This window comes from Chitinophagales bacterium, from assembly GCA_020636495.1.
GTDB lineage: Bacteria > Bacteroidota > Bacteroidia > Chitinophagales > Chitinophagaceae > UBA5543.
In genome coordinates, this window is record JACJXQ010000008.1 from 1,504,397 (window position 1) to 1,519,341 (window position 14,945).

Genomic DNA, 14,945 nt, shown 5'->3' on the forward strand with positions numbered 1-14,945 from the left:
TTCGTTCCTCTCTCCTCATAATGACGGTTCTATTGGGCCTCCCGCTACTTCTCCTTATACCCCACCTTATGACCGCTTACAGCAAAATAGAGAATGTACAGGTAGCAGGGTATGAGTATTATATAAGCTGATGACTGGCTGCCCATCATGTCTATCAGCCAGCCAAATAATGGCGGGATGACCGCACCACCTATGATACCCATAATGAGCAATGCGGAGCCTGTTTTTGTGAACTTGCCCAGACCTTTTAAAGACATAGGCCAGATAGCGGGCCACATAATGGCATTGGCAATACCCAATGAAGCGAGGCAATAAATAGACAAGCGGCCCGAGGTGAGCATGACACATACTGACAATGCAATGCCGAGTGCAGCGCATATTTTCAGCATGGTTTCCTGAGACATGAATTTTGGCGTGAGGATGATGCCTAATACATAACCTGCCAGCATACCGCCGAGTGTAAAGCTGGTAAAGAACTTGGCTTCTTCCCCGCTAATGCCCATAGAGGTTCCGTAAGCTATGATAGAATCACCGGAAATAACTTCGGCACCAACATAGAAGAAAATACCCAGTACGCCAAGGAACAGATATTTGTGGTGCCATATAGAGGCGTGAGCACTACTGTCTGTATCGGGGTTTTCTTCCGTATCATTTACTTCGGGAAGGGGAGATAATAATATCAAAACGGCGAGTACCGTCAGCGAGATAGCAATAGCTACGTATGGGGTAATGATGCGTTGCATCAGCTCATTGAGCAGGTCTGCCCTGGTTGCAGCGTTGGCAGTAGTTTCTAATTGCTCCTGCACGCCTAATATGCCTTTCAGTAATAATCCGGCCATGAGTATACTACCTATAGCGCCCGCTACTTTGTTGGCAATACCCATAATGCTGATGCGCTGTGCGGCGCTTTCTTCAGGGCCGAGTATGGTAACATAAGGATTAGTAGCAGTTTGTAAAATGGTCAATCCCAGCCCTTGTGTAAAGAGCCCGAAAAGGAAAAATGCATAACTGCGCTGCATGGCTGCGGGAATAAAAATGGCTGCACCTATAGCCATGATAACAAGGCCCAGGCTCATACCTTTTTTAAACCCTGTTTTGCGCAATATCATAGATGATGGCAGCGCCATAACAAAGTAAGATGCAAAAAAAGCGGTAGCCACTAAGTAGGATTGTGAGTTGGTGAGTTCACAGGCCAATTTAAGAAAAGGTATCAGGCTGCCGTTGAGCCATGTAATAAAGCCGAATATGAAGAACAGGCACCCTACCAGGAACAAAGAGGTAGCGTATGAGTTTTTATTGTTTGACTGCATTGGTTTAGTTTGTAGCTGAATACCAAGATACAGGAATTGTCGGGAAAGTTTTATTGTTTGCAGAATAAGACTTCGCTATCTGATACGTACTTTTAAAGCGTCAAAAACAAGAAATGAACAGATCATTTGCCATAGGTATTGATATAGGTGGCACTACTACAACTTTAGGGCTGGCAGACAGGCGTGGGCAGATACTGTTGCAGGCTACCATACCCACAACCGGTTTTGAAACGGTAGAGCTTTATATTAAAGCTATTGAAGGAGAGGTGGCGAAATTCATCGAACGTGCGGGCAGGGATAATATCAATGGGGTAGGTGTAGGTGCGCCTAATGGTAATTTTTATACAGGTGAGATAGTGGATGCCGCCAATATGCCCTGGAAAGGCAGGATACCCCTGGCTGATATGATGAGCAAAGCCCTGGGGTACAAAGTAACATTGACCAATGATGCTAACGCAACAGCGATGGGAGAGATGATGTATGGTGCTGCCAGGGGTATGAAAGATATTATCATGGTGACACTGGGTACGGGTGTAGGTAGTGGTTTTGTAGCCAACGGCCAGTTGATATACGGTCATGATGGTTTTGCGGGGGAGTTGGGGCATGTGATAGCAGTGCGGGATGGCAGGCCTTGCGGTTGCGGGCGAAAGGGATGTATGGAAAGGTATTGTTCTGCTACCGGAATTGTCATTACTGCAAACGAGTGGCTGGAAAACCGGGATGATGCATCGTTACTGCGCGATAAACAAGGACAAATAACAGCAAAGGATATTCATGAAGCTGCATTGGCAGGCGATAAGCTCGCGATAGAGATTTTTGACTATACAGGCAAAATACTCGGCCAGACCCTGGCTGATGCTGTTGCTATTACTTCTCCACAGGCCATCATTTTGTTCGGTGGGCTGGCTAAAGCAGGTGATGTATTGTACGGGCCTGTAAAAAAATATATGGAAGAGAACCTGCTGAGTATGTTCAAAGACAAAATAGAACTGTTGCCTTCTGCACTGCCGGATGCTGACGCTGCAATATTAGGTGCCAGCGCACTGGCCTGGTAAAAGAAGAGACCCCGCCCCGGCATGACACCGGAACGGGGCTACTATTCATCTTCCACCTTATCCTTTATCTTCCCCTGCTGCCACCTCTCTGGCCGCTGTTGTGTGTTGTATTACTTCTTGCCGGTTGAGACGCCCTTTGCTGGCTATGTTGTTGCCTTGCAGGCTGAGACATATGCTGATTAGATTGTGGCCTCGCCCTGTCAGGCATGCTCCTGTTGGTGCTTTGCGGCCTGTTTTGTGTCACATGCCCACGTTGTGGTTGTGTATGTTGTTGCCTTGCAGGCTGGCTCCTCTGTTGTTGCCACGATTGCTGCCTGCGTTCTGTTATACGTTGTTGTTGCTGTGGTGCCCTCGTATTGGCTGTCCGCGAAGGACGGCTGTTATTTGTTGTATTAGGCCTTGCCTGGTTAGGGCTACTAGCTCTTTGTGTCGAACTCATCCTGTTGGGGGTACTGCTGCGCTGATCGTTGTTCCTGCTGCCGCTGTGGTTAGCAGGTGTTGTTCTGCGTTCATTTGCATTCACATAACGTTCAGGGCGTTCGTTGTTCCTGCTGTTAACAGTCGGGCGGTACACATTCAGTGTATTACCCCTTACCTGAGACCTGCCGGGCTTCATCTCGCTACGTACACCATAAGTGCGCACGCTACGTCCTGTTACACGTTCTATCTCATTCCTGCGCGGACCTGATATATACCTGTGGTTGTTGTTGATATAGGTATTGTTTATAATGGTTGTGTTGCGGATGATGGTCGTATTGTACTGCGGACCTCTCCAATAGCTGCTGTAATTCCGCGCGTATATATGCCTTTGTGGTACGAACACCCACCAGTTGGGGCTACAATTATAGTTACCTATGGCTACATTGATATTAATACCCGGTGCTATCGGAGCCCAGCCATAATATCCGCCACCATTGCGCCAGCTTACCCATGCAGGGCCCCAAGTGTTGCCCGGCACCCATATCCAGCCATAATAGTCGTCATAGGTCCAGTTACCGTAGTGGAAAGGAGCCCAACCCCAGTTGTAGTTGGATACCCATGTATTACCATATTCGGTCATAGCCCAGTAACCATTGGTATAGTAGGGACGGAATCCATTGCCCACATTCGGCACCCAGCAATAGCCATATTGAGGATAGTCTATCCATTGTCCGTAGGGCTGCAGATCATTATAAAAGGTCTGGAACGAAACGGAAACATTGGGTTGTGCCTTTAATTCTTTTACCGGAGCAGTAGTTGCTATCAATGCCATCAACAGCACCACGAAACCCTGTATTTTAATTAACCTGCTCATAATTCTGGATTTTGATACATAGTAACATATCCAAGAACGGTTCCATCTTGTCACAAAGAACTGTTAAACAGGCTCCTTTAGGTTAATCTTCACATATGGGGCTATTTGCTATAAGTGATGCGGTATATCTTGCCGCCATAGTCATCTGACACTAAAACAGAACCATCCGGCAATTGTAATATGTCTACCGGGCGCCCCCAGGGTTTGCCATTCTGCAGCCAGCCCTCGGCAAAAGGCTCATAGCTTATAGCATTATTTCCGTCCAGTTTTACTAAAGTTACCCTGTATCCTATGGGTTCTGTCCTGTTCCATGAACCATGTTCAGCTATCAATACCTGGTTCCTGTATTCAGCGGGGAACATATCTCCGGTATAGAACTTCATACCTAGTGATGCCGTATGCGGTGCCAGCTTTTGCACAGGTGGTATGTAATTGTCACATGGATGCCCCGCTCCAAACTCAGGATCCTGTATATATCCCGCGTGGCAATAGGGATAGCCAAAATGCAGTCCCGGTTCATACGCCCTGTTCAGCTCATCATTGGGCATGTCATCGCCCAGGTTGTCGCGGCCATTGTCTGTAAACCAGAGGTCGCCTGTTTGTGGGTGCCATGCAAAACCTACTGTATTGCGTATGCCGTTGGCATATACTTCATGATCGCTGCCGTCCGCATTCATGCGGGTAATGGATGCGTAACGTTTATCTGTCTCGTTATCGTTGCAGATATTGCAGGGAGCGCCAACGGGGATATATAGTTTGTCATCCGGGCCGAAGGCAATATACTTCCATCCATGGTGCTTGTCTCCCGGGAAGTCATCGCTTATGAGCACCTTGGCAGGAGGGCGGGAGAGGTTGTCTTCTATATCATCAAACCGCCATACTTTATCTACCTCAGCCACATACAGGCTGCCATTCCTGAAAGCAACGCCATTGGGCATATTCATACCTTCTGCTATCACGTATTTTTTATCCGCTATACCATCATGGTCTTCATCTACCAGTGCATATACTTTGTCTTCGCTCCTGTTGCCGACAAAAAGAGTGCCTTTTGCCCCCAATGCCATAGAGCGTGCATTGGGTAGGTCATCTGCATATATACTGATGCTAAACCCCTGTGGCAGCTTTATTAATGATAGGAGAGAGTCTGTTTCTGATGGGGTATAATGCTTAGCCCTGTCGCCGCAGCTATATTGAGTGAATCCGATAATAATGATAATTCCCGCTGTTAACAGTCTTTTCCTGATCATAATGGTGCCTGTTGCTTGGTGTAAAGGTAAAGTATTGATTTTACTGATGTTTCGCCCATCCAGCTCATTAATAATTGTTAATGGATGGTTACCCGCTTGCTAACCCACCGTTAACCGGGGGCGATATTTTGGCAGAGGGGCCTTCATACCCCCATCTTTGTATCAACAAAACAACGAACAAACAAAACAATTAAACAACAAGCAAAAACAAACAAAATGAAAAAGATAGTATTATTCGCATCGTTCCTTACTTCAATCGGTTTCGCAGCAAACGCTCAAAACCAGGCTAACCAGTCTTCTTCTGCTTCTCAGACCGTTCAACTGTCTCTGAGTAACGCGATCGAGATCACTTTCACAGGTAACAGCTCTGCTACAGGTGCTGACGTGACTATCCCTTTCACAACAGTTAACGACTACGCTAACGGTGTTGAAAGTGATGCACAGGAACTGAAAGTACGTTCTAACAAGAATTTCTCAGTAGCTGTTAAAGCTAACGCTACAAACTTCTCATACACAGGTAACACTACCCCGGCTCCAACAATGCCTGTAAGTGGTGTTCTGGCAGTAAAAGTAACAGCAAACGGTACAGGTGGTTCTATAGCCAGCCCGTTCTCTTCAACTGCTTACTCTACTTTGACAGCTTCTAACCAGGACCTGATCACAGCGGCTGACCGTGGTGGCAACCAGACTTTCAGTGTAAAGTATAAAGCTACTCCCGGTTTCGCATACCCTGCAGGTACTTACTCAGTAGATGTAGTATACACTGCTACTCAAGAATAATAGTCTCTCCCGAAATAGTGAATTAAAGGAGCCCCGTAAGGCTCCTTTTTTCGTTTTTAGATATTGTTGTTTTTCGATTGTTTTATTTTTCACAACTCGTTTGTTAATAGCGGGTTATGTGTTTTTTAAACGCCTGTTAAGCACATTGCATTTTTTGGCATAAGCCCCTTGCATACCCCATCTTTGTGTCAACAAAACAACCAACCAACTAAATAAACAAACACAAAACAAACAGTTATGAAAAAGATCATTTTAAGCACCGTTTTAGCAATTGCAGGTTTGGCCGCCCAGGCACAAAACCAAGCCAACCAGAACGCCGCAGCTGACCAATCAACAAAACTGGCATTAAGTAATGCCATAGACATCAGTTTCTATTCTATGTACTACGGCGGTACGCAAACCATGACCTTCAACAATGTAAATGACTATGCTAATGGCGTAACTACCGGCTGGCAGATACTGATCGTAAAATCTAATAAGAATTACGATGTCAGTGTAAAAACCAATGCTGCAAATTTTACTTATAGCGGTAATACCACACCTGCTCCTGTAATGCCTGTTTCTGCCCTGAATGTAGGGCTGTTCATTAACAATACAGGAGGTACCCCTTCTAACACATTCTGGAACAAATTCGCCCCACTGGATGAGGCTCCGCAAACGCTGATAACCAATGGACAAAAGGGTGGGTTCCAGTATTTCTTTACGAGGTACAAAGCCACTCCCGGTTTTGCATATCCTGCAGGTACCTACACAGCAGAGGTGATATATACCGCTACACAGAAATAGTATTTACCCTTATTGAGATGGCGGGGAGGTCTTTATATACCTCTCCGCTTTTTTGTTAACGGTTGGTTAGCGGGTTGCAAACACATGGTTAACCGGGCTTAAATATTTCTCAAATGTGTACCAGCGTCGCATCTTTGTATCGTCAATAACGACAAACACAAACAACAAACATTTTTAAACAAACAACCAAACTAACAAAAACAAACAATTATGAAAAAGATCATCGCAATCGCAGTTTTCGCTTCTTTCGGTTTCGCAGCTAATGCTCAAAACCAGGCTAACCAGACCTCTTCTGCTTCTCAAACTACCAACCTGGTACTGAGCAACGCAATCGAGATCACTTTCACAGGTAACAGCTCTGCTACAGGTGCTGACGTGACTATCCCTTTCACAACAGTTAACGACTACGCTAACGGTGTTGAGAGTGATGCACAGGAACTGAAAGTACGTTCTAACAAGAATTTCTCAGTAGCTGTTAAAGCTAACGCTACAAACTTCTCATACACAGGTAACACTACCCCGGCTCCAACTATGCCAGTAAGTGGTGTTCTGGCAGTAAAAGTAACAGCAAACGGTACAGGTGGTTCTATAGCCAGCCCGTTCTCTTCAACTGCTTACTCTACTTTGACAGCTTCTAACCAGGACCTGATCACAGCAGCTGACCGTGGTGGCAACCAGACTTTCAGTGTAAAGTATAAAGCTACTCCAGGTTTCGCTTACCCTGCAGGTACTTACGCAGTAGACGTAGTGTACACTGCTACTCAAGAATAATTGTCTCTCTCGATGTAATAAAAACAAGCAGCCCCGTAAGGCTGCTTGTTTTGTTTTATGCGGGCCTGTATTTATCTTCAAATTATGCAACCACTATTACTATTACACGGGGCTATAGGAGCCGCTGATCAACTTGAGGGCATTGCTGCTGAACTGGAAAATACATATAAAGTATATACACTTGATTTCAGTGGTCATGGAGGACGTCCATTTGCGGCAGAGCCATTTTCTATAGCCTTGTTCGCAATGGATGTATTGGACTTTATGGAGTCTGAGAAGCTGGATAAAGTATCCATATTTGGTTACAGTATGGGCGGGTATGTGGCTATGTACCTGGCCAAATATCATCCCGGTAAAGTGGATAAGATAGTGACACTTGCAACAAAATTTCATTGGGACGAAGCAACAGCAGAAAAGGAAGTGAAGATGCTGAATGCGGAAAAGATACAGGAAAAACTGCCTGCTTTTGCTGATGCACTGGCTAAACGCCACGCACCCAACAACTGGAAAGATGTATTGCAGAAAACCATTGATATGCTCCGTAACATGGGGCAGGATAATCTGTTGAAATTAAATGAGTACAGCTCGATAGAGCATAGCTGTATGATATTATTGGGCGACAGGGACAAAATGATCACCCTGGATGAAACGCTGGATGTGTACAGAACCTTACCCAATGCGCAGATGGGCATGTTGCCTGCCACACATCACCCTATAGAACAGGCGAATATTCCTTATTTGCTATTTTATATCAGGCAGTTTATTTAGTAGTTGCTTACCTGCGACATCAACATTTCAGTTGCGGCATTGTTAAACTTATACCAGCATTGGCAGGCTCTATGTCTTCTTAGCCATTTATTAACATGCATAGGCGTAGATTTACATACCCAAAAACACACGTTATGACTGATATAATTACATCCGTTAACCCGGCTACGGGAGCGGTAATAGCTGAATATAAGATCGACAACGAACAGAAGATAGAACGTAGCCTGAAGGCGGCACATAAAGCATACGAAGGGTGGCGAGCGACAACATTTCGCGAACGCAGTGCACTGTTGAAAAGGATAGCTGCTGTAATAAAGAAGAATAAGAAGATGTTGGCCGAGCTGGCCACGGCTGAAATGGGTAAGCCGATAGCGCAAAGTATAGCAGAGGTTGAAAAGTGTGCTATGAATATGGAGTTCTATGCAAAGAATGGCCCCGGTTTTATAGCTGATGAAATTGTAGCAACTGAAGCAAGTAAAAGTTATGTCTCTTATCAGCCTATAGGAGTAGTCCTGGCTATTATGCCCTGGAACTTTCCTTACTGGCAGGTGTTTCGTGCTATGGGCCCCATACTCATGGCGGGGAATGCCATGGTGCTGAAACACGCATCAAATGTTACAGGTTGTGCCAAAGCGATCGAGAAAGTATTGAAAGATGCGGGTGCGCCAAAAGGCTTGTTTCACACATTGGTAGTACCGGGTGCACAGGTTGAGCCTGTAATTAAACATCCCGCCATTGCAGCAGTTACTTTAACGGGTAGTACAGACGCAGGCAAGAAAGTAGCATCGGTTGCGGCAGCACATATTAAAAAGCAGGTGTTGGAACTGGGCGGTAGCGATGCATATATTGTGTTGGAAGATGCGGATATGGAACTTGCCGTAGAGACCTGTGTAAGAGGCCGTTTGGTGAACACAGGGCAGAGTTGTGTATGCGCTAAAAGGTTCATTGTTGAGAAGTCTGTAAGAAAAGAGTTTGAGCAGAAGATGACGGAGCAAATGGAAGCCTCGACTTATGGAGCCCCTATGGATAAGAATAACAGGATAGGCCCCATGTCGCGCAAAGACCTGCGGGACGAATTGCATAAGCAGGTGCAGGACAGTATAGCCAAAGGGGCGAAACTATTATGTGGTGGCTATATTCCCGAAGGCGATGGTGCTTATTATCCACCTACGGTATTAACCAATGTGAAGAAAGGTATGCCTGCATATGATGAAGAACTTTTTGGGCCTGTCGCGGCTATCATCGAAGCTAAAGATGAAGAGCACGCCATTAAGCTCGCCAACGACAGTATTTATGGCCTGGGCAGCGGTATATTCTCTAAAAACGTTAAAAAAGCGGAGAAAATTGCAGCAACACAAATACAAGCGGGCAATTGCTTCGTAAATGCTTTTGTACATTCTGACCCGCGCCTGCCTTTTGGTGGTGTGAAACAAAGCGGTTATGGAAGAGAATTAAGTATATTTGGAATACGGGAATTTACGAATGTAAAAACCGTATTTATAAAATAACGGGTATATGACGAAGGAAAAAGTACTGGATGTAATAAAGGATATGCCAAAGGACTTTCAGTTAGACGAACTAATTGAGAGGCTGATGTTTATTGAAAAAGTAGAAGAGGGGATCAGGCAGGTTAACGAAGGGCAGGCAGTCTCACATGAAGATGTGAAAAAAATTGTCAGCGAATGGCGCAGGTAAAGTGGTCACCTTTGGCTGTACGTGAGTTAGAGGCTATATACGAGTACATCTCAGTAGATTCAGAATTATATGCATCTAATATGGTTGACCGGATTATATCAAGAGCTGATATTCTTGAGTCTCATGTTTTAATAGGTAGGGTAGTGCCTGAGTTTGGTAAACCTTACATAAGGGAATTGATTGAAGGAAGCTACAGGATAGTTTACCTGGTGGAAGATGAAGATAATGTCGCTATAGTTCATATCCATCATCAATCAAGAATGTTGAATATTCTTTAGATATGATTACCCGTCTTCTTGCAACTGTTTGCATCTTATTTTTTTCTGCCACATCTTTGAGCGCACAGAACAGTAAACACATGTACACATATCTTGCTTTAGGCGATTCTTATACTATTGGCGAACAGGTAGAGGCGAAGGATAACTTTCCGCACCAGTCAGTTGCGTTACTTAATAAGGCAGGGTACGATGTAGCTGAACCTGAAATAATTGCCGTTACCGGCTGGACAACGGATGAACTGGCAGCGGCTATTAAAGCTGAGCATATTACAGGCACATACTCATTTGTTACATTGCTGATAGGTGTGAACAACCAATATCGTGGCCGGAGTGTAGAGAACTACAGGGAAGAGTACACCCAGTTACTGGAACAGGCCATTGATTTTGCCGGGGGTGATCCTGCTAAGGTGTTTGTGCTCTCTATTCCCGATTGGGGTGTAACGCCATTTGCCGAAGGACGCGACCGTGAAAAGATAGCCGAAGAGATAGACGCCTACAATGCTGCGAAAGAAGAAATTACCAAAGCACACAAATGCCATTGGCTGGAAATAACACATAGCACCCGGGAACATGGTACAGACGAATCTTATTTAGTAGGTGATAAACTACATTATTCCGGTAAGGAGTATAAAGTGTGGGCTGAGCAGTTAGTGCCAATGATTGAAAAACAATTACGATAACCATGTATCAGAATAAACAAAACAAATATGGTAAGTACCAATGCCCATGTTGTGGATACTATACTTTTGAAGAGCCGATAGAGAACCACTTTGATATTTGTGATGTATGTTGCTGGGAAGATGACGGAGTACAACTTCATGACCCTGATTTTTGGGGCGGTGCTAATAGCGTAAGTTTAAATGAAGCTCGTGAAAATTTTAAAAAATTTGGTGCTAGTGATGAGAGATGTATTGATTCTGTAAGGCCACCAAGGTTTGATGAGTATGAGTAAACGGTATCTATTTCAACCCCTCAAATAACCTGTCCAGCTTCTCTTTTTTTAATATCTTCTGCCATGTTTTACCTGTAGCTACAAGGCGGTCGCCAACATGGGCAGTATAATCTACAACTACTTCGTTTCGTTTTACTTCAGTTAGCGTTGCAACAAAAACAACCTCCTGCCCCATAAGAGCAGGGGAGTGGTGTGCAACAGTGATACCTGTTCCTATGCCTTCTTCACCTGCTTCTTTCATCTCCAGTACAAACAGTCTGCCCGCCCATTCGGCATCGCGGGCAATGGAGAAGGTGGAGTACACATTATGTACTTCTCCCGTAGGGAAGGCAGCCTTATCGGCTTCGGTCACAGTATGGCGATACTCCTTGGTATCACCTGTAGCAAAGGGATTCACCATAAGTACAAAATAATATAAATCTCCACCATAATTACATATATGGCTTTTATATTTCGTTAACAGCCATTTTCGTACCTTTGTAACACTTTGAGGCGTTTCTTGACTATACCGCTTTTATTCATCTATATCATTGCCGTATCGGGCGTGAAGATAGAACTGCACTACTGCGGCCATAACCTGGAGTCGTGGAATATGTTCACGAAGAGTGACGGTTGCAACGATGATAAGTGTACAGACGAAGCGGATGACGATGGCTGTTGTAAGAATGAAGTGGTGATAGCCAAAGTGGTGAACGACCAGAACTCAGCGCAGCAAATAGTACTCAAATTAACCCCCGTTATTCAGAGTGCGGTATTACACGATTATCCTGAACTGCCTCAACCTGTATTATATGGCGAGACCGGCCATGTGGCATATACACCCAATGCTCCGCCGGGGTTGTGGCAGGATATACCTTTATATAAATTACATTCCAATCTTACTTATTACGGTTAATGTCATTGCTGCATCTTCTATGGTGTAAGTATTTGAATGACATTTTTTATTTTTAAATCGTAATAATATGAAATACATAATAATTTTAATTTCCGTTGTGTTCAGTTCTTTGACTGTTCACGCACAGGATAAAGATATAAAGACAGAAAAGCTGCTGGTAAGCGGTAATTGCGAGATGTGCGAAAAACGCATCGAAAAGGCAGCTTATGTAAAAGGTGTAAAACGTGCTGAATGGGATAAGGATAAGCACGAGCTGACCGTTACGTACAAGCCGTCAAAAACTTCAAAAGAAGAAATATTGAAGAGCGTAGCCGAAGCCGGTTACGACTCAGAAGCTTTTACTGCTTCAGAGGACGCATACGAAAAACTGCCTGAGTGTTGCCACTACAGAACAGCTACATGTAACCATTAAAATAGTACCGGATGAAGTTTTTGAAGAACATCGTTACGGTGCTGTACCTGCCTGCAATGTTGTTGAGTGCCTCCGGCATTTACGCGCAGGACAGGTCGGTATATGGTGCCGTTTTCGAAGAAATAAAAGGAGTGAAAACACCCCTTCCCGGTGCTGTGATTAAGATACCGGGATATGATATAGGTACGCAATCGGATATAGATGGCAATTACAGGCTGTCAGTTCCCGAAGAGGCAAACAGTATCGTGTTTGAACATCTGAGTCATGTAAATGATACGATACACCTTGATGGGGGACCACAAAATATATCCGTTGTGCTCAGAGGTACCCGCCAACTGGACGAAGTAGAGGTTACTTACCGTAAAAAGGGCAATGAGATAGGGCTGCTGGATACCCGCAAATCAGAATTGATAAGTGAGCGTGAATTACTCAAGGCGGCTTGTTGTAACCTGAGTGAAAGTTTTGAGACCACGCCCTCTGTTGACGTGTCATTTACCGATGCCGTTTCGGGCTACAAACAGATACAGATGCTCGGATTGGCCGGGCCATATACACTTATAACGCGTGAGAATATCCCTGATGTACGAGGGTTGTCTGCCGTTACAGGGTTGACGTTTACGCCCGGTACATGGATTGAGGGTATGCAGCTGAGCAAAGGCACGGGTAGTGTGGTGAACGGTTACGAGAGTGTTGCAGGTCAGATCAATATAGAACTGCGGAAACCTTTCGAAGAAAAAGAACCACGCCTGTACCTGAATGCATACCAAAACTACCAGGGCCGCTCTGAGGGTAATGTTGTATATAAACATATATTCAATAAAAAACTATCTACTAACCTGATGCTGCACGGCAGCTCGCGCTGGCGCAGGGTAGATATGAATAGTGATGGTTTTATGGACCAGCCGCAAAACAACCAGTTTGTTGGATTGAACCGTTGGTTCTATTTCGGACCCAAGGGCTTTGAAGTGCAGGCAGGTGTTAAGGTAGTAAACCTGGACCAGCTTGGAGGTCAATTGAATTATCAGAATGGCACAGAGCAGGTAGCAGGTAACCCCTGGGGATTTAAAATGCACACAAAACGTATAGAGGGCTGGGCAAAAATAGGTAAGGTCTTCCCCGAAAAGAAAGGTACCAGCACAGGCTTGCAACTTTCGGGTGTGCACCACCAGCAGGATGCACTGTATGGCAATCGTAATTACGATGCCACGCAGAATACCTTCTATGCCAACTGGATATTCCAGACACTTATCAGCAACACGAATCATGTTATAAAAGGAGGGTTGAGCAGCCTGGTAGATAATTACAATGAGCGTTTTGAAAATACCACTTTCACACGCAACGAGGTGGTGCCGGGGGCTTTTGTTGAGTATGCCTATAATTATCTCACCAAGTTCAACCTTATAGCCGGGATACGTGGCGATTATCACAACCTTTTTGGTGCGTTTGTTACACCAAGGTTGCACGTACGTTATGCACCATTCAAGCGTACAGCCATCAGGGCGTCTGTTGGCCGTGCACAACGTACTGCCAATATCCTGGCCGAAAATATCGGTTATATGGCATCAGCACGTAGTTTTCAGTTCCTGGGTACGGACTCAAAACTACCGTATGGATTGAAACCTGAAATAGCGTGGAACTACGGTGTGAACCTGACACAAAAGTTCAGGCTCAATTATCGTGATGGTGCATTCTCAGCTGATTATTATTATACTGATTTTCAAAACCAGGTAGTAGTTGACGTTGAGAAATATAACCTTGTCAGGTTTTACAATTTGCAGGGCATGTCTTTTGCAAATAGTTTACAGGGACAACTTGACTACGAACCCATCGTTCGTTTAGATGTACGATTGGCATATCGTTGGTATGACGTTAAAACAACCTATGGTGGGGTATTGAAAGAGCGCCCGTTGATTGCGAAGCATCGAGCCTTTGTTAACCTCGGGTATGAAACAAGGAACACCTGGCGCCTTGATTATACTGTACAATGGGTGGGTACCAAACGTGTCCCTGCTTTGCACAATCATCTTACAGGTGTTACATCTGTAGATGTGGCTTCTCCGTCTTTCTTCCAGATGAATGCACAGATAAGCAAAACATGGAATGAAGTATTTGAAATATATGCCGGGGGTGAAAACCTGGCAAACTTTATGCAGCATAGGCCAATAATAGGGTCTGATGCCCCGTATGATCCAGGTTTTGATGCCTCCATGGTTTGGGGGCCGGTTATGGGGCGTAATATCTATGCCGGAGTACGTTGGAAGTTGAGATAAACGCAATCAATGTTTTAAGGCGGGGCATATGCCCCGCCTTTTATATTTTTATGGTATGAATACTGAACAGCTTCGTGAATTTTGCCTCAGCCTTAAAGGAGTAGAGGAGGGCATAAAATGGGAAGATCACCTTTGTTTTACGTTGGCGGAGAAGATATTCTGCATTACAGGCTTCGGCGATAATGATGGCGTTAGTTTTAAAGTTAGTCCTGACGATTTTGCATTACTTACAGAGCGTGAAAGAATAACCCAGGCACGGTATTTTGCAAAGAACCAGTGGGTAAGTGTTGAAACACGGGGAAAGCTCAGGAATCATGAATGGAAAGAATATCTTGAAAAGTCCTACCTACTGGTAAAATCAAAACTGACGAAGAAGCTACAGAAAGAAATAGATGAGCTATAATAGTAAAGCCCCGCAATTGCGGGGCTTTA

The 14,945-nt window shown here is 44.7% G+C and carries 18 protein-coding genes; 14 read left to right on the plus strand and 4 right to left on the minus strand.

Going from position 1 to position 14,945, the window contains the following annotated elements; all coding sequences use genetic code 11:
• Nucleotides 1–44: 44 nt before the first annotated feature.
• Nucleotides 45–1,310, minus strand: coding sequence for a sugar MFS transporter (locus H6550_06460; GenBank protein MCB9045763.1), 1,266 nt, complete (start codon nucleotides 1,308–1,310; stop codon nucleotides 45–47).
• Nucleotides 1,311–1,423: 113 nt separating this feature from the next.
• Between H6550_06460 and H6550_06465 the strand changes: the two genes are divergently transcribed.
• Entirely contained in the window at nucleotides 1,424–2,365 is a 942-nt protein-coding gene (locus tag H6550_06465; GenBank protein ID MCB9045764.1) for an ROK family protein, read from the plus strand.
• Between the two features lie 64 nt (nucleotides 2,366–2,429).
• On the opposite strand, the gene H6550_06470 is transcribed toward H6550_06465, so the two are convergent.
• The gene (locus tag H6550_06470; protein MCB9045765.1) at nucleotides 2,430–3,659 is read right to left on the minus strand and encodes a hypothetical protein; all 1,230 of its coding nucleotides are present in this window, start codon (nucleotides 3,657–3,659) and stop codon (nucleotides 2,430–2,432) included.
• A 101-nt stretch (nucleotides 3,660–3,760) separates the two neighbouring features.
• On the minus strand, nucleotides 3,761–4,906 hold the full coding sequence (locus H6550_06475) for a sorbosone dehydrogenase family protein (protein MCB9045766.1): 1,146 nt from the start codon (nucleotides 4,904–4,906) through the stop codon (nucleotides 3,761–3,763).
• A gap of 216 nt (nucleotides 4,907–5,122) precedes the next feature.
• Between H6550_06475 and H6550_06480 the strand changes: the two genes are divergently transcribed.
• The 9 genes from H6550_06480 to H6550_06520 all read left to right on the plus strand — a co-directional run bounded on the left by H6550_06480 (nucleotide 5,123) and on the right by H6550_06520 (nucleotide 10,936).
• Nucleotides 5,123–5,686 (plus strand): hypothetical protein, encoded by a 564-nt coding sequence (locus H6550_06480; protein ID MCB9045767.1) that lies wholly within the window; start codon nucleotides 5,123–5,125, stop codon nucleotides 5,684–5,686.
• Nucleotides 5,687–5,923: 237 nt separating this feature from the next.
• Entirely contained in the window at nucleotides 5,924–6,472 is a 549-nt protein-coding gene (locus H6550_06485) for a hypothetical protein (protein MCB9045768.1), read from the plus strand.
• A gap of 210 nt (nucleotides 6,473–6,682) precedes the next feature.
• Entirely contained in the window at nucleotides 6,683–7,243 is a 561-nt protein-coding gene (locus H6550_06490) for a hypothetical protein (GenBank protein MCB9045769.1), read from the plus strand.
• Between the two features lie 84 nt (nucleotides 7,244–7,327).
• A complete protein-coding gene (locus tag H6550_06495; protein MCB9045770.1) occupies nucleotides 7,328–8,011 on the plus strand; it encodes an alpha/beta hydrolase in 684 nt (227 codons plus the stop codon).
• Between the two features lie 134 nt (nucleotides 8,012–8,145).
• On the plus strand, nucleotides 8,146–9,519 hold the full coding sequence (locus tag H6550_06500) for an NAD-dependent succinate-semialdehyde dehydrogenase (protein MCB9045771.1): 1,374 nt from the start codon (nucleotides 8,146–8,148) through the stop codon (nucleotides 9,517–9,519).
• A 7-nt stretch (nucleotides 9,520–9,526) separates the two neighbouring features.
• A complete protein-coding gene (locus tag H6550_06505) occupies nucleotides 9,527–9,706 on the plus strand; it encodes a hypothetical protein (protein ID MCB9045772.1) in 180 nt (59 codons plus the stop codon).
• Complete coding sequence (locus tag H6550_06510) at nucleotides 9,694–9,984, plus strand: type II toxin-antitoxin system RelE/ParE family toxin (GenBank protein MCB9045773.1); 291 nt, start codon at nucleotides 9,694–9,696, stop codon at nucleotides 9,982–9,984. The genes H6550_06505 and H6550_06510 overlap by 13 nt, the downstream gene beginning before the upstream one ends.
• 2 nt (nucleotides 9,985–9,986) lie before the next feature.
• On the plus strand, nucleotides 9,987–10,664 hold the full coding sequence (locus H6550_06515) for an SGNH/GDSL hydrolase family protein (GenBank protein MCB9045774.1): 678 nt from the start codon (nucleotides 9,987–9,989) through the stop codon (nucleotides 10,662–10,664).
• A 2-nt stretch (nucleotides 10,665–10,666) separates the two neighbouring features.
• The gene (locus tag H6550_06520; GenBank protein MCB9045775.1) at nucleotides 10,667–10,936 is read left to right on the plus strand and encodes a hydrolase; all 270 of its coding nucleotides are present in this window, start codon (nucleotides 10,667–10,669) and stop codon (nucleotides 10,934–10,936) included.
• 7 nt (nucleotides 10,937–10,943) lie between these two features.
• Here the strand turns inward: H6550_06520 and H6550_06525 are convergent, their stop codons facing one another.
• Entirely contained in the window at nucleotides 10,944–11,336 is a 393-nt protein-coding gene (locus H6550_06525; GenBank protein ID MCB9045776.1) for a hypothetical protein, read from the minus strand.
• Nucleotides 11,337–11,423: 87 nt separating this feature from the next.
• Between H6550_06525 and H6550_06530 the strand changes: the two genes are divergently transcribed.
• The 4 genes from H6550_06530 (at nucleotide 11,424) to H6550_06545 (ending at nucleotide 14,916) form a co-directional block, all read left to right on the plus strand.
• Nucleotides 11,424–11,831 (plus strand): hypothetical protein, encoded by a 408-nt coding sequence (locus H6550_06530; GenBank protein ID MCB9045777.1) that lies wholly within the window; start codon nucleotides 11,424–11,426, stop codon nucleotides 11,829–11,831.
• 67 nt (nucleotides 11,832–11,898) lie between these two features.
• Nucleotides 11,899–12,243, plus strand: coding sequence for a heavy-metal-associated domain-containing protein (locus tag H6550_06535; GenBank protein MCB9045778.1), 345 nt, complete (start codon nucleotides 11,899–11,901; stop codon nucleotides 12,241–12,243).
• An 11-nt stretch (nucleotides 12,244–12,254) separates the two neighbouring features.
• The gene (locus H6550_06540; GenBank protein ID MCB9045779.1) at nucleotides 12,255–14,513 is read left to right on the plus strand and encodes a TonB-dependent receptor; all 2,259 of its coding nucleotides are present in this window, start codon (nucleotides 12,255–12,257) and stop codon (nucleotides 14,511–14,513) included.
• A 55-nt stretch (nucleotides 14,514–14,568) separates the two neighbouring features.
• On the plus strand, nucleotides 14,569–14,916 hold the full coding sequence (locus H6550_06545; protein ID MCB9045780.1) for an MmcQ/YjbR family DNA-binding protein: 348 nt from the start codon (nucleotides 14,569–14,571) through the stop codon (nucleotides 14,914–14,916).
• Nucleotides 14,917–14,945: the final 29 nt, after the last annotated feature.